This window comes from Streptomyces sp. NPDC001714, assembly GCF_042892755.1.
Classification (GTDB): Bacteria; Actinomycetota; Actinomycetes; order Streptomycetales; family Streptomycetaceae; genus Streptomyces.
The window spans coordinates 375,984-396,251 of sequence record NZ_JBIAUL010000007.1; the positions used below are offsets into that span (position 1 = coordinate 375,984).

A 20,268-nucleotide genomic window follows, 5' to 3' on the forward strand; every position below is an offset into this window, starting at 1 on the left:
AAAGGGGAGCAATGTCCATATTGCTACTGGGGCCTCCCGGCTAGAAGGGACCACTCGGTCTGTTCTGTCGTTTCCAGTCTGGAAGCCGGGCACGGTGACGTCAAGCGAGCGACGGTCGCAGGCCGTGTCCACCCGGTGGGCGACGGGGGCGCGGAGTGGTCTCTTCTCGGCCCCACAAGGCCCTCACCCGGTCCGATCTCCGCGGTAGTATCGGGAGGCTGATTAGCGCGTACGCGCAGGGGTTTTTCGAAATGCGTGCGCAGCTGCCCCGGACAAAGCCCGTTCGGTCATCAACCCGTCAATGGGCCTCGAAGGCGAGATCGAATGAGCAACCCGCGCAGGCCGCGACGTCAGCAACAGCGTGCCATCGACACCAGGCAGCGAATCCTCGACACCGCCGGGGCGCTTTTCGTGATGGACAGCTACGAAGGGACGTCGGTCGGTGACCTCATCACCGCCGCACGGACCAGCAAGGGGGCCTTCTACAGGCATTTCCCGGGCGGAAAGATCGAGGTGGCGACTGCCATCATGCGCAACACACTGACCATGGACGGTCTGCGGGAACAGCGGATCATGCTCCAGGAAGTGGTAGACATCGGAATGATCCTGGCTTACCGGATCTCCCACGAGAACGCCCTTCAGGCCGCTTTGAAATTGTCGTTCCACAGCAATGCGTCGGAGACCTACGGAACGCCTTGGCCGGACTGGATCGCTTTCAATGCGGGGCAGCTCGCCGAAGCACGGCGACGCGGAGAGCTGAAAGCCTTCGTCGATGTCGAGCAGCAGGCCTACCAAATCGCGGGGAACTGGGCCGGAGTGGTGCTCATCTCGAACACCCTCGACCGGAACATGGGGAATGTCGAGGCGCGGATTTCGCGCATGTACCGCAATCTCGTGACCGCGATCGCGGTTCCGGACCTCCTGCCCGAGATCGACTTCTCCGTGGACCGGGGCAGGCATCTCTACACCGCGTTCCTCGAAGGCCCGGCCGGCCGGACCGAACCGGCCGCACCGGAACCGCCGCGGGGCGAACCGTCCGAGGAGACCCGGAGCGAGTGAGCGAGGCGGACCGGCCGCCGACGCCGTACGCCCGCTGTCCGCCTAAGCGGACAGCGCCGCCACCAGCACCGGTGTCACCTGCTCCACCTGCCACGGCCGGGCGCCGTACCCCGCCAGCGCGGCCCCCACGGTCTCCGCGTCGACCACCTGCGGCGGCTCCCAGCAGAGCCTGCGTACGGTGTCCGGCGCGATCAGGTTCTCCTGCGGCATGGTGAGCTGCTCGGCCAGCGCCGACACCGCGGCCCGGGCCGCCGACAGGCGGGCCGCAGCGGCCGGGTCCTTGTCGGCCCACGCCCGGGGCGGCGGCGGTCCCGTCACCGGCTGCCCCGGCTGCGGCAGCGCGGCGTCCGGCAGCGCCTTGGCGCGGTCCACCGCCGCCTGCCACTGCTCCAGCTGCCGGCGCCCCATCCGGTGGCCGTAGCCGTTCAGTCCCGCGAGGGCGTGCACATTGGCCGGCAGGGCCAGCGCGGCCTCCACGATCGCCGCGTCACTGAGCACCTTGCCCGGTGACACGTCCCGCTTCTGTGCGATCCGGTCCCGGCTCTGCCACAGCTCCCGCACCACCGCCAGCTGCCGGCGCCGGCGCACCTTGTGCATTCCCGACGTGCGGCGCCAGGGGTCCTTGCGCGGCTCGGCCGGCGGCGCTGCCGCGATCGCGTCGAACTCCTGCCGGGCCCACTCCAGCTTCCCCTGCCGGTCCAGCTCCTTCTCCAGGGCGTCCCGCAGGTCGACGAGCAGCTCGACGTCCAGTGCCGCGTACCGCAGCCAGGGCTCGGGCAGCGGCCGGGTCGACCAGTCGACGGCGGAGTGGCCCTTTTCGAGCACGAACCCGAGGACGCCCTCGACCATCGCGCCCAGTCCGACCCGGGGGAACCCGGCGAGCCGCCCGGCCAGCTCGGTGTCGAAGAGGCTGCTGGGCGTCATGCCTATCTCGCGCAGGCAGGGCAGGTCCTGGGTGGCGGCGTGCAGCACCCACTCGACGCCGGCCAGCGCCTCGCCGAGGCCGGACAGGTCGGGGCAGGCGACGGGATCGATCAGCGCGGTCCCGGCGCCCTCGCGGCGCAGCTGGACGAGGTAGGCGCGCTGGCCGTAGCGGTAGCCGGAGGCGCGCTCGGCGTCGACGGCGACGGGCCCGGAGCCGGCGGCGAACGCGGCGATCACGCGGGCCAGCGCGGCCTCGTCCACGACCACCAGCGGAATGCCCTCGCGGGGCTCCAGCAAAGGGATCGGCGCCCCCGTCACAGAAGATCCGGCGTCGTCCGGAGGGGTGCCCCCGGTGGTGCGCAGTGAACTGTCTGCTGCGGTGTCTTGGGCGTCGGTCACATGTCAAGGGTATCTGTGTGTGGACGGCGCCCGTCGACGGAACGTTCCGTCGACGGGCGCCGGAGGGTCGTAAACCAGTCAGGCCGGTGAAAGATCAGGTCTACGAACGGGGGACAGCGGATGACGACATGGCGCCGGACCAGCGGCCGGTCCGGTCACGTCGGTGAACGTATGACCGGTCGGTGACCGGCGACCGGTGGGACCCGTGACCGACTACCGGGGTGGCCGACGGTCGGCGGCCGGCCGTCGGTGGTCGGCCGTCAGGGGTGGGTCGGTCAGTGGATGATGCCGGTGCGCAGGGCCACGGCGACCATCCCGGCGCGGTCGCCCGTGCCGAGCTTGCGGGCGATGCGGGCGAGGTGGCTCTTGACGGTGAGGGCGGACAGTCCCATCGAGACACCGATCGCCTTGTTCGACTGGCCCTCCGCGACCAGCCGGAGCACCTCGACCTCGCGGCCGGAGAGCTCGCGGTAGCCGCCCGGGTGGCTCGGGGCACCCGGGGGGCGGCGGTGCATGCGGGAGGCGGCGCCGATGGGGGCGGCACCGGGTCGGGTGGGGAGCCCGATGTTGGTGCGGGTGCCGGTGACGACGTAGCCCTTGACGCCGCCGGCCAGGGCGTTGCGCACGGCGCCGATGTCGTCGGCGGCGGACAGGGCCAGGCCGTTGGGCCAGCCCGCCGCGCGGGTCTCGGACAGGAGGGTCAGGCCGGAGCCGTCGGGGAGATGGACGTCGGCGACGCAGATGTCGCGGGGGTTGCCGATGCGGGGACGAGCCTCCGCGATGGACGAGGCCTCGATGACATCGCGCACGCCGAGCGCCCACAGGTGGCGGGTGACGGTGGAGCGGACGCGCGGATCGGCCACGACCACCATGGCGGTGGGCTTGTTCGGGCGGTAGGCGACCAGGCTTGCGGGCTGCTCTAGGAGAACGGACACCAGGCCTCCTGGGGTGGGGGACGGGGCCGGCTTGTGGGGATGAAGCCGGGACGAACCGTGCTTTCAAGGTCACAGTCGTCTTCGGCACCAAACCCGTCCGCCTTTAGAGAATGATCACGATCTGGTGAGTAACAATACGTGCAATTCGGACACGCGATCGATCATCCGAAGATCGAATCGGATCGAGCCGTTGTCGTACGGGACAGAAAGTGGCCGTATCGACAAAGAGATGGTCAATGAAGGGTGAGTCGACGGGACTCGGGTGGACGGGGTGAGTGGACGGGACCCGGGTGGACGGGTCCCTGATCTGCGACGGTGCGGGTTCAGCGCGCCTGCGGGTCGCGGCGCTGCGGAAGGGTGACCACCGAGGCGTCGCCGGGGGCGGCCGGCGGCAGCCCCGCCACCTGCGCCAGCAGGTCGCACCAGGAGGCGAGGTGGGCGGCGGTGTCCGGGACGCCGCTACGGCCCTCCCGGGGCGTCCAGGAGGCCCGGATCTCGATCTGCGAGGCGGCGGGGCGCGCGGACAGCCCACCGAAGTAGTGCGAACTGGCGCGCGTCACGGTCCCGCTCGGCTCGCCGTACGACAGGCCGCGCGCCTGGAGGGCACCGGTCAGCCATGCCCAGCAGACGTCCGGCAGCAGCGGATCGGCCGCCATCTCCGGCTCCAGCTCCGCGCGTACCAGCGTGACCAGCCGGAACGTGCCCTGCCAGGCGTCGTGCCCGGCCGGGTCGTGCAGCAGCACGAGACGCCCGTCGGCGAGATCCTGCTCGCCGTCGACCACCGCGGCCTCCAGGGCGTACGCGAACGGGGCGAGGCGCTGCGGGGCGGGCGTCGGCTCCACCTCGACCTGCGGCCGCAGCCGGGCACCGCGGAGCGCGTCGACCGCGGCCCGGAAGGCCGGCGGTACCGGTGGCGCCGCACTCCCGGTATGTCCTTCGTCCTCCTCGGTGTCCTTCCCCTCGCCCATCCCGCCAGCGCCGTCCGACAGTCGTCCCTGAGCCGCAGCCATGCGGGGAAGAGTAAGGGGAACGACGCCTTCGCGCAGGGAGAGACACCACCTAAGGACCATGTAAGGGCGCTGCGATGCCGGGTTCCGGGGCGTGCGAGACTTGCCGTCGTGAGTGCGAACGGAAGCCCCGCGGGCCAGCAGCCGACAGCGACGTACGACAGCGCCTTCCTGAAGGCGTGCAGGCGCGAACCCGTGCCGCACACCCCGGTGTGGTTCATGCGGCAGGCCGGGCGCTCGCTGCCGGAGTACCACAAGGTCCGCGAGGGCATCTCCATCCTGGAGTCGTGCACGCGGCCCGAACTGGTCACCGAGATCACACTCCAGCCGGTGCGCCGGCACAACGTGGACGCGGCGATCTACTTCAGTGACATCGTCGTCCCGCTCAAGGCCATCGGCGTCGACCTGGACATCAAGCCCGGCGTCGGCCCGGTCGTCGCCAACCCGATCCGCACCCGCGCCGACCTCGCTCAGCTCCGCGACCTCACCCCCGAGGACGTCTGGTACGTCACCGAGGCGGTCGGCCTGCTCACCGCCGAGCTCGGCCCGACCCCGCTGATCGGCTTCGCCGGCGCCCCCTTCACCCTCGCGAGCTACCTCGTCGAGGGCGGCCCCTCACGCACGTTCGAGAACGCCAAGGCGATGATGTATGGCGACCCGGAGCTCTGGGCCGACCTGCTCGACCGCCTCGCCGACATCACGACCGCGTTCCTCAAGGTGCAGATCGAGGCCGGCGCCTCCGCCGTCCAGCTCTTCGACTCCTGGGCCGGGGCGCTGGCCCCCGCCGACTACCGCCGTTCGGCGCTGCCCGCCTCCGCGAAGATCTTCGAGGCCGTTGCCGGGTACGGCGTCCCGCGCATCCACTTCGGCGTCGGCACCGGCGAACTGCTGAAGCTCATGGGCGAGGCCGGCGCGGACGTCGTCGGCGTCGACTGGCGCGTCCCGCTCGACGAGGCCGCCCGCCGCGTCGGCCCCGGCAAGGCGCTCCAGGGCAACCTCGACCCGACCGTCCTGTTCGCCGGCAAGGAGGCGGTGGAGACCAAGGCGCGCGAGGTGCTCGACGCGGCCGCCGGTCTCGAGGGCCACGTCTTCAACCTGGGCCACGGCGTGATGCCGTCCACCGACCCCGACGCGCTGACCCGCCTCGTCGAGTTCGTCCACGCCGAGAGCGCGCGCTGACCCGGTCCGCTACCAGCCGTGCCGGGGCCGGGCCCGCCTGCCGAACAGCAGGCCGCGCGGCTCCGGCGGCGGGGGCGTGCCCGGCTTGAGCGGCCAGGCGAGCACCATGCCCACCAGGAAGCCCACGATGTGCGCCGCGTACGCCACCGTCCCGGCGTCGGAGACGCCCTCGCCGGACGAGTAGACGGCCTGGAGCACGAACCAGAAGCCCAGCACCAGCCAGGCCGGCAGCCGCAGCGGCAGGAAGACCAGGAACGGCACCAGTACCCAGACCCTGGCCCTCGGGTAGAGGACCAGATACGCGCCGAGGACGCCGGCGATCGCGCCGGACGCGCCGATCAGCGGGTCTCCCGACGAGGCGTTGAGGAGCGCGAAGCCGTAGCCGGCCGCGTAGCCGCAGAAGACGTAGAAGAGGAAGAAGCGGATGTGCCCCATCCGGTCCTCGACGTTGTTGCCGAAGATCAGCAGGAACAGCATGTTGCCCAGCAGGTGCAGCCAGCTGCCGTGCAGGAACATCGCCGTGAAGACCGACAGCGCGGGCGACTTGTCGTAGCCGGGCGGCCCGACCACACAGCCGGCGCCGTTCCGGCCGACGCCCACCTGGCCGGTCGGGACCACCTGCGGCATCTGATGGTGGATCAGCTCCCGGGGGACCGCCGCGTAGTGGTCCATGAAAGCCTGCAGATGACACAGCTGCGCCAGGTCGCTGCCGCCGGCCACGGAGCCGGCTATGCCGGGCGTGAACAGGAAGACGAGCACGTTCGCGGCGATCAGCGCGTACGTCACGTACGGCGTGCGACGCACCGGGTTCACGTCATGAACGGGGATGACCACAGCTGACTAGTGCCCAGAGCGGGGGCGCTCGATGCGCGGGGAACCTCGGTGAACATCGTCACGCGCGCGTGCGTATGTCCTTGCGACCGACGTGAGGTACAGGCGACGTGAGGAACAGGCGATGAACGAGCGGGTTACTCCTCAGGCATTCCCTCCCATGCAGGCCCTGCCCGACGGTGAGGCCGAGATCTCCCTTGTCGTACGGCTGCCCTGGGAGGACGTGGCACGGCTCGGCCAGGAGGCGGGGCGGCTGGCCGCGCAGATGCAGCGGCCGGTGACGCTGGACGAGGCGGTGAGCAACCGGCTGCGGTCGACGCGGCCCGCGGCCGCGCATGCGCGGCAGGGGGCCGAGCAGCCTGCTGCCGTGGCTGCGCCGGGAGGGGCCGGAGTCACTTCGTTGCCGCGGATCAGCGGGACGGCTTGATCGTCGTTGCGGGGCGCGGGTGGGCTGTGGCTGGCCGCGCCCCGCGGCGGAGCCGCACATCGACTACGCCCCGCGCCCCTGGGTAGGTGACCCTGGGGCCTCTCAGGAAGCTCGCACCTTTGTCGTGGCCTTGCGTGCGGCTACCAGTACGGGGTCCCACACGGGGGAGAACGGTGGCGCATAGCCCAGGTCCAGGGCCGTCATCTGTTCCACCGTCATGTTCGCCGTGAGGGCGACCGCCGCGATGTCGACGCGCTTGCCCGCGCCCTCCCGGCCGACGATCTGGACGCCGAGCAGGCGGCCCGTGCGGCGTTCCGCGAGCATCTTGACCGTCATGGGGTTGGCGCCGGGGTAGTAGCCGGCGCGGCTCGTGGACTCGATGGTGACCGTCTCGAACTGCAGGCCCGCCCGGAGGGCGTCCTTCTCGCGCAGGCCGGTGCGCGCGATCTCCAGGTCGCAGACCTTGCTCACCGCCGTACCGACGACCCCCGGGAACGTGGCGTAACCTCCCCCCACGTTGGTGCCGATGACCTGGCCGTGCTTGTTGGCGTGGGTGCCCAGCGGGATGTACTGCTCCTGGCCCGAGACCAGGTTCAGGACCTCCACGCAGTCCCCGCCCGCCCAGATGTCCTCGTGCCCGCGCACCCGCATCGCGAGGTCGGTGAGCAGGCCGCCGTGCCCGCCGACGGGCAGGCCCGCGGCCTCGGCCAGGCCGGTCTCCGGGCGGACGCCGATGCCCAGGATCACCACGTCCGCCGGGTACTCGGCGTTCTCCGTGACCACCGCGCGCACCCTGCCGTCCTGGCCGGTGAGCACCTTGGTGACCTCGGCGTCGTTGACCATGGTGATGCCGAGGCCCTCCATGGCCTCGTGCACCAGGCGGCCCATGTCCGGGTCGAGCGTGGACATCGGCTCGCTGCCACGGTTGACGACCGTCACCTCGTAGCCCCGGTTGATCAGCGCCTCGGCCATCTCGACGCCGATGTAGCCGGCGCCGACCACCACGGCCCGGCGGCCACGCGTGCGTGCCAGCGTGTCGAGGAGGGCCTGGCCGTCGTCCAGGGTCTGCACGCCGTGCACCCCCGGCGCGTCCGCGCCCGGCATGTCGGGGCGGATCGGGCGGGCGCCGGTGCCGATGACGAGTTTGTCGTACGGCGTCCAGGACTCGGCGCCGGAATCGACGTCACGCGCGCGTACCCGCTTCCCGGCCACGTCGATCTCCGTGACCTCGGTGCGCATCCGCAGGTCGATCGCGCGGGCACGGTGCTCCTCGGGGGAGCGGGCGATCAGATGCTCCCGCTCCTCGACGTCCCCGCCCACCCAGTACGGGATCCCGCACGCCGAGTAGGAGGTGAAGTGGCCGCGCTCGAAGGCCACGATCTCCAACTCGTCCGGTCCCCGCAGCCGACGTGCCTGGGACGCCGCGGACATGCCCGCGGCGTCACCGCCGATCACGACCAGTCGTTCCCGCCCACCGTTCATGCTCATGCGAACACGCTACGGGGCGCGGGCATTTCGGGCTCGCTCAGGTCTCACTACCGGGCCGCGCGGTGGTGCGGCGCCGGCGGGCGAGCCGCCACCACAGCAGTGCCAGTACGGCCGCCAGGGCGGCGAACGGCAGGGCCGCGCCCAGGGCCAGGGCGATCCAGCGCAGCATGGTGACGAAGACGTGCCAGCCGCCGGACACGGCGTCCACGAACCCCGGGGAGTCGTCCTTCGCGGCCTTGTGCACCGGCGTCTGGGTGAGCGACAGCGTGATCGTGGCCATGCTCGTCCGGTCCTTCAGGGACGCCTGCTGGGCGAGCAGCGCCTCCAGGTCGGCCTCCCGGCTGCTCAACTCCCCCTCCAGGGTGACCACGTCACTGAGCTTGGCCGCCCGGTCCATCAGCTCGCGGACCCGGGCCACGCTGGCCCGCTGCGACCTGACCCGGCTGTCCACGTCGACCACCTGGTCGGTGACGTCCTGCGCCTTCGCGGTGCGGTCGATCAGCTTGCCCGCGCCCTGGAGGTCGCCGAGCACCTCGTCGTACTTCCCGGTGGGCACCCGGAGGACCACGCGGGTGCGCTCGCGGCCCCCGGAATCCCGGGTGGTGGTCTCGTTGCCGACGTAGCCGCCGGCGTCCTCGGCCGTGGTGCGGGCCGCGTCGAGGGCCTTGGGGACGTCCTTGACCTGCACGGTCAGGGAGGCGGTGCGGATGATCCGGTTCGCCGTGAGGTCGGGCGTGGTCCTGCCGGTCCCGCTGCCGCTGTCCTTGGCGCCCGCCGAGCCCGCCGCCTCCTGGGCCGCGGCGTTCGCGCCGGCCTTGGCATCGCTGGCGGAGCCGCCGTCGGCGGTGTCGTTCGCACTGCATCCGGTGAGGGCGAGCGCGGCGGCGAGCAGGAGGCCGGCGAGGGCGGGTCGTACGGGATGGCGCATGGTTCCCCCCGAGGGTGGTGATGACTGACGCGACTTCGACGCCGGGGCGGGGCGGGACGTTCGGCGGCGACGGTCCCGGTGCGGTCACGGTCCGGACGCGTACGGGTCACCGGGCCGGGGCGGGGCTGTCAGCGGGGTCTGAGAGAGTGGGCCTCATGAGCGCAACGGGTACGGGCACGGGCCAGGTCGTCGTCATCGGAGCCGGGATCGCGGGGCTGGCCGCGGCGCACCGGCTGCTGGAGCGCGGTGCGCGCGTGACCGTCCTGGAGGCCTCGGAGCGAGTCGGCGGCAAGCTGCTGCCCGGCGAGATCGCGGGCGTGCGGGTCGACGTGGGTGCCGAGTCGATGCTGGCCCGCCGGCCCGAGGCGGTCGCCCTCGCCCGCGAGGCCGGGCTCGGCGAGCGGTTGCAGGCCCCCGCCACCGCCACGGCCGCCATCTGGACCCGGGGCGCCCTGCGCCCCATGCCCAAGGGCCATGTCATGGGCGTCCCCGGCACCGCCGCCGCGCTGTCCGGTGTGCTGTCCGACGAGGGCCTCGCCCGCATCGAGGGCGACGCCGACCTGCCCCGCACCGAGGTCGGCGACGACGTGGCGGTGGGGGAGTACGTGGCCGCGCGGCTCGGCCGGGAGGTCGTCGACCGGCTGGTCGAGCCCCTGCTCGGCGGGGTCTACGCGGGCGACGCGTACCGCATCTCGATGCGCTCCGCGGTCCCCCAGCTCTACCAGGCCGCCAAGAACCACGACTCGCTGACGGAGGCCGTCCGCGAGATCCAGGCCAAGGCAGCCGCGGCCCAGCAGACCGGGCCGGTCTTCATGGGCATCGAGGGCGGCGTCGGCACCCTGCCGCTCGCGGTGGCCGAGTCGGTGCGGGCCCGCGGCGGGGAGATCCTGACCGGCACGCCCGTGACCGAGCTGCGCAGGGAACCCCAGGGCTGGCGGATCGCCACGACCGGCCGGGTGCTGCACGCCGACGCCGTGATCGTCGCCGTTCCGGCGCCCGTCGCCGCCGGTCTGCTGCGCGCCGAGGCACCCGCCGCCGCGGCCGAACTGGCCGCCGTCGAGTACGCCTCGATGGCCCTGATCACCCTCGCCTACCGCCGCGCCGGGCTCGACCTCCCCGCCGGCAGCGGCTTCCTCGTCCCGCCCGTCGACGGTCGCACCATCAAGGCCTCCACCTTCGCCTCCCAGAAATGGGGCTGGATCGCCGACGAGGACCCGGACACCGTCGTCCTGCGCACCTCGGTCGGGCGGTACGGCGAGACCGCGATCCTCGGTCGCGACGACGCCGACCTCGTCGACCTCTCCCGGCACGACCTGCGCGCGGCCACCGGCCTGGACGCGGCCCCCGTCGCCACCCGCGTCACCCGCTGGACCGACGGCCTGCCCCAGTACCCGGTCGGCCACCACGCGCGCGTGGCCCGCGTCCGCGAGCACGTCGCCAAGCTCCCGGGCCTCGCGGTGTGCGGCGCGCAGTACGACGGTGTCGGCATCCCCGCCTGCATCGCGAGCGCGTACGCGGCGGTGGACCAGCTGGCGGGCGACCTCGGCGGGGTCGAGGAGCTCACGGCCAACCCGGTGCAGAGCCTGCACGGCGGCGCGGGAGAATAGGGACCATGAGTGACGACGCCCCCACCACCGAGTCCGGCAGGATCCCGAACAAGGGCAAGCTGGCCAAGGACCTCAACGAGGTCATCCGCTACACCCTGTGGTCGGTCTTCAAGCTGAAGGACGTGCTGCCCGAGGACCGCGCGGGCTACGCCGACGAGGTCCAGGAGCTGTTCGACCAGCTCGCCGCCAAGGACGTGACCGTCCGCGGCACCTACGACGTCTCCGGCCTGCGCGCCGACGCCGACCTGATGATCTGGTGGCACGCGGAGAACAGCGACCAGCTCCAGGAGGCGTACAACCTCTTCCGCCGCACGAAGCTGGGCCGCGCGCTCACGCCGGTGTGGTCGAACATGGCGCTGCACCGCCCCGCCGAGTTCAACCGCTCGCACATCCCGGCGTTCCTCGCCGACGAGACCCCGCGCAACTACGTCAGCGTGTACCCGTTCGTGCGGTCGTACGAGTGGTACCTGCTGCCGGACGAGGACCGCCGCCGGATGCTCGCCGACCACGGCAAGATGGCCCGCGGCTACCCGGACGTGCGCGCCAACACGGTCGCCTCGTTCTCGCTCGGCGACTACGAGTGGGTGCTGGCCTTCGAGGCCGACGACCTGCACCGCATCGTCGACCTCATGCGCCACCTGCGCGGTTCCGAGGCCCGCCGGCACGTCCGCGAGGAGGTCCCGTTCTACACGGGCCGCCGCAAGGACATCGCGGAGCTGGTCGCGGGCCTCGCCTGACGGTCGTCAGCGCTGGCCGGTCTTGCCCTTCAGGGAGTCCCGCAGGTTCTTCCGCCGGGCGTGGTCGGCCGGCGCCGCCGCCTTCGGCTCCGCGTGCCCCGCACACGAGGCGTGCCGCTTCGGGAGCCGGCCCTCCAGCAGGTAGGCCTCCAGGTAGCCGTTCACGCACTTGTTGGGGCCGCCGCCGATGCCGTGCGTGCCCGCGTCCCGTTCGGTCACCAGTACCGAGTCGGACAGGCGCCGGTTCATCTCCAGTGCGCCCGCGTACGGCGTGGCCGCGTCGCGCTCGGCCTGCAGGATGAGCGTCGGCGGCAGTTCGCCCGGGCCCGTCCGCACGTCGAGGGCCTTCTGCCGGGGCACCGGCCAGTAGGCGCACGGCAGGTTCATGAAGGCGTTGTCCCAGGTCTCGAAGGGCGCCACGCGCGCGAGCCGGGTGTTGTCCCGGTTCCACGTCTCCCACTTCGTCGGCCAGGACGCGTCGTTGCACTCGACGGCCGTGTAGACCGCGTTGCCGTTCTCCGCCTCGGCGGCCGTCTCCGCGGTCGGTGCCGCCAGCCGGACCAGGGGCTTGGCGTCCCCCTTCAGGAACTTCGACAGCGCCTCCGCCCGGCTCGGCCAGAAGTCGTCGTAGTACCCGGCCGACAGGAACGCGGCCTGCAACTGCCCCGGTCCGACCTTCCCGCCGGCCGCCTTCTTCGCCAGCCGCCTGCCGGCCTTGTCGTAACTCGCCTGCACCTTGGCGGCCGTGTTGCCGAGCTTGTACACGGCGTCGTTCCTGGCGATCCACTCCCGGAAGTCCGTCCAGCGGCTCTCGAACGCGGCCGACTGCTCGAGGTTGTCCCGGTACCAGATCTGCGCCGGGTCCGGGTTCACCGCCGAGTCCAGCACCATCCGCCGTACGTGCGAGGGGAAGAGGGTCGCGTACAGCGCGCCGAAGTAGGTGCCGTACGAGGCGCCCATGAAGGTCAGCCGGTTCTCGCCGAGCGCCGCGCGCAGCACGTCCAGGTCACGGGCGTTGTTGAGCGAGGTGTAGTGGCGGAGTCTGCTCCCGGAGCGCTTGAGGCAGCCCTTCGCGTACGCCTTCGCCTCCTTGATCCGGGCCTTCTTGTACTCCTCGGAGGGATGCGTCGGCGACTGCGACGGCGCCTTGTAGAAGCGCTTGGGGTCGACGCAGGACAGCGGGGCGGAGCGGTCGACGCCGCGCGGGGCGTAGCCGACCAGGTCGTAGGCCGCGGCGATGCGCTTCCACTCGGGCAGTACGCCGATCATCGGGAACAGCATGCCGGAGGCACCGGGGCCGCCCGGGTTGTAGACCAGGACGCCCTGCCGGGGCACCCTGCGCTTGCTGTTGTGCGGATCCCTGTGGGTGGCGGCCACCCGGCTGACGGTCAGTCTGATCTGCTTGCCGTCCGGGTGCGCGTAGTCCAGCGGGACGCTCACCGTGCCGCACCGGAGGGTGTCCGGTGCCTCCAGGTCGGCGGCGCACCTGCCGAAGTCGATGCCCTTCGCGTGTGCCCGCGCGGCGGCCACGGCGGTGCCGTTCAGTTCGGCCGCCACCGTGTCCGGGACGCGCGGGGCGCTCCCGGCCGGGGCGGCGGCCAGGGTGGTCAGGATCAGGGACCCGGCTGCCGAGTACAGGGCGGGGGCTCTCATGGCGTATCCCTTCGGTGCTACGGCTGCGGTGGCGTGGCGGCAAGGGCACCGCAGCGACTGCACGGCAGCAATAAAAGGGATATTTCGACCGGTTGGCGGTGAAGGCAAGCACCATCGGGCCGGTGTCGGCGCAATGCCCCCTATGCGCCCCCGCTCACTCCCGTGGCAGCTGGTCCCGGTGTGCGAAGGCCGCACGCAGCTCCGGCTCGCCGATCGCGCGGATGCCGCGGACCGCGACGGACGCCAGCAGCGAGTGGTCGTCGGCCGTGCGGTTCGCCCGCCGGTGCAGCGTGCCGAGGAGTCGCAGACCGGCCGGGGAGGCCCAGCGCGAGTACGGGTGCACCTCGACCCGGGCGATGGCCAGACAGCTCAGCGTCAGGGTGAGGGGCAGTGCGAACCAGACGGCGACCAGGTCGCGCGGCATCTCCGTCGGGGCGGGCAGCGTGAGCGCGACGACGCCGAGCCCGAAGACCGCCAGCGCGGCGGCCCTGACCTGCCGGACACCCGACGCGACCGTCGTCCGGGCCGCCGCGTCCGGCACCGCGAGCCCGGCCCGCACCAGCCCCTCGCCGAGACTCCGCACGGCGTCCGTGTCGGCCGTCGCCGAGCGCACCGGCGCTATCCGCGACTGCCCCTCGGGCCCGATGGCCCCTATCACCGACCGCTCCATCTCGTCCCGCCCCCGCGGGTCCACGACGGTCGCCCAGCCGGTGTGGGCGAGCAGCAGCCGCCGTTGCCGGGCCATGGACACCAGCGTCAGATCGGCGACCCGCGCGGGCCCGCCGGACAGGAAGGCGGCCTCGTACAGCGTCAGATCGTGTCCTCGGCCCGCGTCCGCGTCGACGGCCGCCGTCCGTACGGCGGCCAGGCACAACCGGGTACAGGCGGTGCCGGCGACGGCCCAGGCCAGGAGCAGGAGAAGGACCCAGAACATGACACGTTTCTATGCCAGGGTCCTGGCCACCGCCATGCCCTGTTCACATTCCGGACCGAGTGTTGTCGGTATGTGACGTTCCGTTTGCCGCGCAGGTCAGGGATTGCCGGAGGTCGGCTCCGGGCTGGCGGTGGCGGGCGGCAGCGTGTACGTCGAGGACGGCGACGGGGTCGGTGCCGGCCCCGGGGCGACCGGGGTCGCGTCCGCCGGGGCGACGACGGGCGGTGCGGCGACGGGGGAGGGGGTGACGGCCAACTGCTGCGCCAGTGTGCCGAAGTCGACGTAGCCGGTCGCCTCCAGGACCTTGATGTGGTCCAGGACGGTGGTGTTGGCGTCGTCGGCGAGATCGCGGACCAGGGTGTTCTGGGTGGCGGCGCGGACCTGGGCGACCACCGAGAAGACCCGGCCGTGCGCCAGCCGCACGATGTTCGCGAACTCCCGGTCGAAGTCCTGCCCCTGCGCGGCGTTCAACGTGGCGAGCCACTGCTGCTGCTGGGCGTTCGGGGCGTTCGGGATCGGCACGCCGAGCTGGGTGGCGACGGTGCGGACGTGGGCGTCGAGGGAGGTGTGCCCGTCGACGAGGTGCTGCCCGGCCGTCCGTACGGCCGCCGTGGTGCCCTTCTGCTCCGCCATCTCCCCGGCCGGCAGCTCCCAGAGCCCGGCGAGCCGGACCTTCACGATGAAGTCCCGGTCCTGCGCGGACAGCGGACCGTACGCCGTCGACACGGTCTGCGCGCTGAGCACGTTCACCGAGCCGGTCGGGTCGGAACGGTCGGCGTACGACCAGATCGGGAACACCAGGGCGGCGAGGGTCGCCGCGAGACAGACGATGATCAGCCCGGTACCGCTGAATATGCCTCGTCCCTGGACGGGGGGTCGGGGTCGCATAGTGCCTCCAGCACCGCACGCCGGTTGGGTGCGGGGTTGGCATATTACCGACGAGTGAGGAGCGCGGTCGGATGGTGTGACGGACGTAGCAGCGCGGTGGGGGCCCTGTGTCGGCCGCGGGCCGGTGGGGGCTGGTCGCGCAGTTCCTCCCCCAGCCTTCGGCTGGGGGTACCCCCAGCGCCCCTTACGGGGCGCTGCAGTCGCGTCGGCCACATAGCTGCGGGCAGGCGTGCCGCAGGGCGGCACGGGTGGGCGGTGGGGGTCCCCCGCGCGAGCGAAGCCGAGCGTGGGGGAGGCACCCTGCCGGCGCCGGTAAGCGTCCCACCCCCGACCGCTAACCTCGCCGCAGCAGCACCCTCCGCTTCAGCGGCCGTCGCGGGGCCGACCCCGCCCGCTCCTGCCACCACTGCTCCAGCCGCCGATGAGAGGCCCCGCCCCCCGGCCGCCCCGCCCGCAGCAGTTCCCCCGCGAACTCCAGCGCGTCCCGCCGGTAGCCCCCTGCCATCGGCCGCTCCTGCGCATACGCCAGGAACGCCGCCCGATACCCCGCCCCCAGAATCTCCGGCAGCTCCGGTGCGATCTTGGCCACCACGTCCGCCCGCTTCGCCGCCAGCGCCCGCGCCTGCACCCCCATCCGCACCCGGTCGAACCCTTCCGGCACCGGTGTCCCCGCGACCAGCGACGACAGCACCGCGGTCTGGGCGAGTCCGACCCGCTGCCGGGTGGCGTCGGAGACCTCGGGAGCCGGAGCCGCCGGCGAGGGCTGCCACGGGCCGCCGGCCACCGCACCGCCGGCCACGACGGCCGCCCGGATCGCCGCCACCTCCCGCTCCAGCTCGGCCGGTTCCGGGAAGTTCTCGTCGCGCTCCAGCAGCACACCCGGTGGCGCGACCCGGGACGCGAGGCCGGTCAGGATGTCCAGGACCGCCGGAGGCACCGGGTGGGCGTGGCTGTCGTGCCAGACGCCGTCCCGCTCGAAGCCGCCCGCGACATGGACGTAGGCGATCGCCTCGACGGGCAGCTCGGCGAGCGCCTTGGCCGGGTCCTCACCCCGGTTGACGTGGTTGGTGTGCAGGTTCGCCACGTCGATCAGCAGCCGTACCCCCGTACGGTCCACGAGGTCGTACAGGAACTGTCCCTCGGTCATCTCCTCCCCCGGCCACGAGATGAGCGCGGCGATGTTCTCGACGGCGAGCGGCACCGGCAGCGCGGCCTGCGCGATGCGGACGTTCTCGCAGAGCACGTCGAGGGCGTCCCGGGTGCGCGGGACGGGCAGCAGGTGGCCCGCTTCCAGGGCGGGCGACGCCGTGCGCGGGCCGCCCGCGCGGACGAACGCGATGTGCTCGGTGACCAGCGGCGAGCCCAGCGCCGTCACCCGCTCGGCGAGCCCGGCGAGCCGCTCCTCGTCCGGGCGGTCCGCGCCGCCGAGGCCCAGCGAGACGCCGTGCGGTACGACGGTCACCCCGCGCTCGCGCAGCCGTCGCAGCGACTCGGGCAGGTGGCCCGGACAGGTGTTCTCGGCCACGACCTCGACCCAGTCGATGCCCGGCATACGTTCCACGGCGTCCGCGATCTCCGGCCGCCAGCCGATGCCCGTGCCCAGCCGCTCCAAGGCCATGGTCGTCCCCCCTCTGCTCCGAATGACGGGGGTATGACCCCGGAGCGCGTCCGCGAACCGCGTTGCCTGCCGCTTCAGAGCAACATTTGAGGTTCGCGGACGCGCTCCGGGGAGCTGTTCGGCCGGCTATCCGCCGAGCACGCCCAGGGAGTCCACCGGGTCCGGGCGCGCGGTGTTCACCGTGCCCGGCGCGCCGGGGGAGGGCCGGGACGTGGTGCGCACGTTGCCGCTGGCCTGCGCGGCGGGCGCGGAGGGCACCACCACCCCGGGCGCCGGCACCGGCGGACCGGTCGGGCTGGCGGTGCTCGCGCCCGCGATCTCGTTGGCGATGGCCTCGAAGTCGACCTTGCCGGTCTTCTCCAGGATCGTGATGTGGTCCAGCACGGTCTGGTTGGCGTCCGAGGCCAGTTGCCGCACCAGACTGTTGCGGGTGGTGTTCCGTACCGTCCCGATCGCCGGGAAGATCTTGCCGTGCGCGGCGCGCAGCAGGTTCACGAACTTGTACTCGTACTCCGCGCCGGTCGCCGCCGACATCTCCTGGAGCCAGCCCTGCTGCTGCTCGTTCGGCACGTTGGGCAGCTCGACGCCCAGCTGCCCCGCGACGATCCGGACCCGGCGGTCCAGGTCGGTGTGGCCGACGATCAGATGGTCGCCGGCCTCCTTGATCGCCGTGCTCGGCGCCCGCTCGATGGCCTGCTGCCCGGCCGGCAGCTCCCACAGCCCGGCCAGCCGGACCCGCACGATCAGATCGCGGTCGGCGGCGGACAGCGGACCCCACTGGGTGGCCACGGTCCCCGCCGCCAGGTTGGCCTGCCCGGTGCCGGACCGGTCGGCGTACGACCACACGGGGTAGGCAAGCGCCCCGAGCGTGGTGGCGAGGGCCGCCATGATCATGGCCGTACCGTTGAAACGCCGCAAGGGATGCCTCCCCGTGTCGCTGGTTCAGTGCCAGGACGTACGGGTGGGACGGCGACGGTGTTCAAACAACAGGCAAAGTTTGTCAGGGGAGTTAAAAAAGACCAGGTCAGCGAAGTGCCGGATGGTCCGCGACCACCGTGCAGCTGCCCGGCGCGATCTCGGTGAACCCGGCGTCCCGCACCAACGGCAGCCCGCTGTCGGTCAGTTGACGCCACTCGGCCGGGTCGGCGGTCCGCACGGCGAGCGGGAACCCGGCGTCGCGCCATGCCGCCCGCTCCTCCTCCGGCAGCGCCCACCAGGCCAGTTGGGCCCCGTGCCCGGCCTGCGCCATCGCCTTGCCGGCCGACATCTCCAGCTCCGGGTTCAGCCACAGCACGGGCGCGGACCGGTCGGCGCCCACGGGCGGTTCGGGGTTGTCCAACTCGGTCCCGGACACCTGCAACTTGGCCAGCTCCTTGGGCCACCCGTCCAGGGGAACCGGCGGAAACACCCGTACCTCGGCGGACTTCCCCGTGAGGGTGATCCCGGGCAACTCCCCGGCCCGCCGCCACTCGGCCCCCCGGGCCCGCCGCACGACCTTCCGGATCCGCGCGTCCTCCCAGTCCCGAACGGCCTGGGCCCACTCGCCGTCGCCGAGGGCCCGCGGATCACTGAGCAGGGTCAGCACGGCCCGAGCGGCGGTCTCGAGTGCGTCGGTGCGGGCAGGCGGATCCGACTTCTCTATCCGCACGACGAGAGGCAGCACGAACTGGGGTGCTTCGTCCCGACTGTTCGCCGAGACCTGGAAAGGAGCGCTCACTGCACCAACCTATAAGGGGCGCGGGGAACTGTGCGAACAGCCCCCCCTGTCCCGCAGTCCGCACACCACCGCAACCCACCACCTCGATCCCGCTCCACAATGTCCCCATGCACCGTGATCTTGAACTGGCCCGCGTAGGCCGCCGCTACGGCATACGCGGCCCCTGGGTGTTAAGAGGCGTCGACCTCACCATCACCCCCGGCTCCCTCACCCGTGTGGAAGGAGCGAACGGCACCGGCAAGTCCACCCTGCTCCGCATCGTCGCCGGCATAGACACCCCCAGCGAGGGCCGTGTCACCGGCCGCCCCCGCACCGCGTACGTGCCCGAGCGCTTCCCCTCCGCGCTTCCCTTCACCCCCTCCGGCTACCTCACCCATCTCGGCACCGTCCACGGCCTCTCCCGCAGGTCGGCCGCCGCCCGCGCAGCGGACTGGCTGGAGCGGTTCGGCGCCGCGGCCCACGCGGCCACGCCCATGGCCCAGCTCTCCAAGGGCACCAGCCAGAAGGTCGCGGTCGCCCAGGCACTGCTCGCCGACCCCGAACTCCTCGTCCTCGACGAGGCCTGGACCGGCCTCGACGCCGAGGCCCGCGCCGAGCTGGAGCGGGCCGTCGCCGAGCGCACCGCCGCAGGGGGCGCCGTCGTGTTCGTCGACCACGATCCCCGGCGCCTCGCGGGCGCACCCGACGCGATCCACCAGGTCGTCGACGGCACCCTCAAACCCCGTACCGCACAGGCGGCTCCCCCCGTCGGCCCGCTCACCGTGGTCACCGTCCGGGGCCCGGCCGACGGCCGGCTGCCCGCCGACGCGACCCGTACGGCGGCCTCGGCGCAGGAACCGACCCCCGGCACCTACCGTCTTACGGTTCCCGCGTCCCACTCGGACGTGGTCCTGCGCGCCCTGCTCACGGCCCACCCGCCCTGGCACGTGGTCTCCGTCAGCCCTCCGGACAGCCCCTCGGACGTCCCACCGGACGAGAAAGACCGCCCATGACCGCACTCCTGCGCTACCAGACCGCTCTCCTCCTGCGCTCCCAGCGCTGGCTGCCCCCGGTGATCCTGTACGCCGTGTTCCTGGGCGTTGGCGTGCAGAGCGGTCAGCCGGTGCTGGACTCGCTCGGCTACACGGCCGCCGCGCTGCTGCCGGTGGCCGCCTGGCTGGTGCGGATCTGTGTCACGGGCGAACCGCCGGCCGCCCGCGCCTGTGTCACCGCGGCGCGCGGCCCGGCCAGGGCGCATCTGTCCGCCCTGCTCACCGCCCTGGCCGCCGCGGCCCTGCTCGGCACGGTCGCCACCCTGGTCGTGACGGTGATCAGCCACCACGCCACCAACGACCACCGGCTCCCCGTACCGCCGGTGCGGGCGGGCGCCGCCGGTCTCCTCGCCAGCCTCGCCTGCGCTCTCCTCGGCACCGCGGTCGGCGCGCTCACCAACCGGCCGCTGCTGCTCTCGCCCGGCCGGGCGGTGCCCGCGATGCTGCTGGCCGCGCTGCTCGCCGTGGTGGCCGGGGGCTCCCCGGCGCACGCGGCGGTCAGCGGCCTGGTCTCCGGTTCGGAGTCCGGCCGGATCCCCGTCTCCCCCCTGCCGGTGGCCGCGGCGGCCCTGCTCACCGCCGCGGCCTTCACCATGGCCTGCGCCCTGGGCGGCCGCCGCTCACCCTGAACAGGCGGTCCGCTGAGCCTCCCGCCTCCCCCACGCTCGGCTTCGCTCGCGCGGGGGGACCCCCATGCACCGGGGACCCATCGTGATGCCCTTGTACGACTCCGGGTACTCCGTCGGCTCCCGGCACAGCACGCACTCGGCGAACGGCGGCCCCTCCGCCGCCGGCGGCTCCCGATGCCTCGTCGACCGTGCAGTAGCCTTCGTCGCTCATACCTCCAGCGTAGACACCTCGCGTACCCGTGTAGCGTGATCGCCTGTCCGAAGGAGGGCGGGAGCG

At 72.6% G+C, this 20,268-nt stretch carries 19 protein-coding genes and 1 pseudogene; 7 read left to right on the forward strand and 13 right to left on the reverse strand.

Annotation, left to right across the window (positions count from 1 at the left end):
- Window positions 1-324 precede the first annotated feature (324 nt).
- Window positions 325-1,059 carry a TetR family transcriptional regulator gene (locus ACFY0P_RS20935; RefSeq protein WP_388914929.1) on the forward strand — a complete coding sequence of 245 codons (735 nt, stop codon included), beginning with the start codon at window positions 325-327 and terminating at the stop codon, window positions 1,057-1,059.
- A 42-nt stretch (window positions 1,060-1,101) separates the two neighbouring features.
- Here ACFY0P_RS20935 and ACFY0P_RS20940 read toward each other — a convergent pair whose 3' ends face one another.
- The 3 genes from ACFY0P_RS20940 to ACFY0P_RS20950 form a co-directional block, all read right to left on the reverse strand.
- Window positions 1,102-2,382, reverse strand: coding sequence for an HRDC domain-containing protein (locus ACFY0P_RS20940; RefSeq protein WP_388914931.1), 1,281 nt, complete (start codon window positions 2,380-2,382; stop codon window positions 1,102-1,104).
- A gap of 275 nt (window positions 2,383-2,657) precedes the next feature.
- Window positions 2,658-3,317, reverse strand: coding sequence for a response regulator transcription factor (locus ACFY0P_RS20945; RefSeq protein WP_089104714.1), 660 nt, complete (start codon window positions 3,315-3,317; stop codon window positions 2,658-2,660).
- A gap of 323 nt (window positions 3,318-3,640) precedes the next feature.
- Complete coding sequence (locus ACFY0P_RS20950; RefSeq protein WP_388914933.1) at window positions 3,641-4,327, reverse strand: DUF3000 domain-containing protein; 687 nt, start codon at window positions 4,325-4,327, stop codon at window positions 3,641-3,643.
- Window positions 4,328-4,435: 108 nt separating this feature from the next.
- Between ACFY0P_RS20950 and hemE the strand changes: the two genes are divergently transcribed.
- Window positions 4,436-5,503, forward strand: a complete 1,068-nt coding sequence (gene hemE / locus ACFY0P_RS20955) for a uroporphyrinogen decarboxylase (protein WP_388914935.1) — start codon at window positions 4,436-4,438, stop codon at window positions 5,501-5,503.
- Window positions 5,504-5,512: 9 nt separating this feature from the next.
- Here hemE and ACFY0P_RS20960 read toward each other — a convergent pair whose 3' ends face one another.
- Window positions 5,513-6,337 (reverse strand): rhomboid family intramembrane serine protease, encoded by an 825-nt coding sequence (locus ACFY0P_RS20960; RefSeq protein WP_388914937.1) that lies wholly within the window; start codon window positions 6,335-6,337, stop codon window positions 5,513-5,515.
- 121 nt (window positions 6,338-6,458) lie between these two features.
- On the opposite strand from ACFY0P_RS20960, the gene ACFY0P_RS20965 reads away from it, so the two are divergent.
- On the forward strand, window positions 6,459-6,761 hold the full coding sequence (locus ACFY0P_RS20965; protein ID WP_388914939.1) for a hypothetical protein: 303 nt from the start codon (window positions 6,459-6,461) through the stop codon (window positions 6,759-6,761).
- A 102-nt stretch (window positions 6,762-6,863) separates the two neighbouring features.
- Here ACFY0P_RS20965 and ACFY0P_RS20970 read toward each other — a convergent pair whose 3' ends face one another.
- Both ACFY0P_RS20970 and ACFY0P_RS20975 read right to left on the reverse strand, forming a co-directional pair.
- On the reverse strand, window positions 6,864-8,249 hold the full coding sequence (locus tag ACFY0P_RS20970; protein WP_388914941.1) for an FAD-dependent oxidoreductase: 1,386 nt from the start codon (window positions 8,247-8,249) through the stop codon (window positions 6,864-6,866).
- A 37-nt stretch (window positions 8,250-8,286) separates the two neighbouring features.
- On the reverse strand, window positions 8,287-9,177 hold the full coding sequence (locus ACFY0P_RS20975; protein ID WP_388914943.1) for a DUF4349 domain-containing protein: 891 nt from the start codon (window positions 9,175-9,177) through the stop codon (window positions 8,287-8,289).
- A 155-nt stretch (window positions 9,178-9,332) separates the two neighbouring features.
- On the opposite strand from ACFY0P_RS20975, the gene hemG reads away from it, so the two are divergent.
- Both hemG and hemQ read left to right on the forward strand, forming a co-directional pair.
- Complete coding sequence (gene hemG, locus ACFY0P_RS20980; protein ID WP_388914946.1) at window positions 9,333-10,784, forward strand: protoporphyrinogen oxidase; 1,452 nt, start codon at window positions 9,333-9,335, stop codon at window positions 10,782-10,784.
- Between the two features lie 5 nt (window positions 10,785-10,789).
- A complete protein-coding gene (gene hemQ / locus ACFY0P_RS20985) occupies window positions 10,790-11,521 on the forward strand; it encodes a hydrogen peroxide-dependent heme synthase (protein ID WP_388914949.1) in 732 nt (243 codons plus the stop codon).
- 6 nt (window positions 11,522-11,527) lie between these two features.
- Here the strand turns inward: hemQ and ACFY0P_RS20990 are convergent, their stop codons facing one another.
- The 6 genes from ACFY0P_RS20990 to ACFY0P_RS21015 all read right to left on the reverse strand — a co-directional run bounded on the left by ACFY0P_RS20990 (window position 11,528) and on the right by ACFY0P_RS21015 (window position 18,331).
- On the reverse strand, window positions 11,528-13,174 hold the full coding sequence (locus ACFY0P_RS20990) for an alpha/beta hydrolase (RefSeq protein WP_388914952.1): 1,647 nt from the start codon (window positions 13,172-13,174) through the stop codon (window positions 11,528-11,530).
- Window positions 13,175-13,328: 154 nt separating this feature from the next.
- A complete protein-coding gene (locus ACFY0P_RS20995; protein WP_388914955.1) occupies window positions 13,329-14,108 on the reverse strand; it encodes a TIGR04222 domain-containing membrane protein in 780 nt (259 codons plus the stop codon).
- A gap of 96 nt (window positions 14,109-14,204) precedes the next feature.
- Entirely contained in the window at window positions 14,205-14,996 is a 792-nt protein-coding gene (locus ACFY0P_RS21000) for a DUF4142 domain-containing protein (RefSeq protein WP_388914958.1), read from the reverse strand.
- Between the two features lie 334 nt (window positions 14,997-15,330).
- Entirely contained in the window at window positions 15,331-16,614 is a 1,284-nt protein-coding gene (locus ACFY0P_RS21005) for a DUF692 domain-containing protein (protein ID WP_388914961.1), read from the reverse strand.
- A gap of 126 nt (window positions 16,615-16,740) precedes the next feature.
- Complete coding sequence (locus ACFY0P_RS21010; protein ID WP_388914964.1) at window positions 16,741-17,532, reverse strand: DUF4142 domain-containing protein; 792 nt, start codon at window positions 17,530-17,532, stop codon at window positions 16,741-16,743.
- A gap of 106 nt (window positions 17,533-17,638) precedes the next feature.
- Window positions 17,639-18,331 (reverse strand): aminoacyl-tRNA hydrolase, encoded by a 693-nt coding sequence (locus ACFY0P_RS21015; protein WP_388914967.1) that lies wholly within the window; start codon window positions 18,329-18,331, stop codon window positions 17,639-17,641.
- A 107-nt stretch (window positions 18,332-18,438) separates the two neighbouring features.
- Between ACFY0P_RS21015 and ACFY0P_RS21020 the strand changes: the two genes are divergently transcribed.
- Together ACFY0P_RS21020 and ACFY0P_RS21025 are read left to right on the forward strand one after the other, a co-directional pair.
- Window positions 18,439-19,323, forward strand: coding sequence for an ATP-binding cassette domain-containing protein (locus ACFY0P_RS21020; RefSeq protein ID WP_388914970.1), 885 nt, complete (start codon window positions 18,439-18,441; stop codon window positions 19,321-19,323).
- Entirely contained in the window at window positions 19,320-19,991 is a 672-nt protein-coding gene (locus ACFY0P_RS21025) for an ABC transporter (RefSeq protein ID WP_388914972.1), read from the forward strand. Before ACFY0P_RS21020 ends, ACFY0P_RS21025 begins: the two co-directional genes overlap by 4 nt.
- Here ACFY0P_RS21025 and ACFY0P_RS21030 read toward each other — a convergent pair.
- Window positions 19,983-20,202 (reverse strand): annotated as a pseudogene (locus ACFY0P_RS21030) (hypothetical protein). The gene ACFY0P_RS21025 and the pseudogene ACFY0P_RS21030 sit on opposite strands and share 9 nt — an antisense overlap.
- Between the last annotated feature and the right edge of the window lie 66 nt (window positions 20,203-20,268).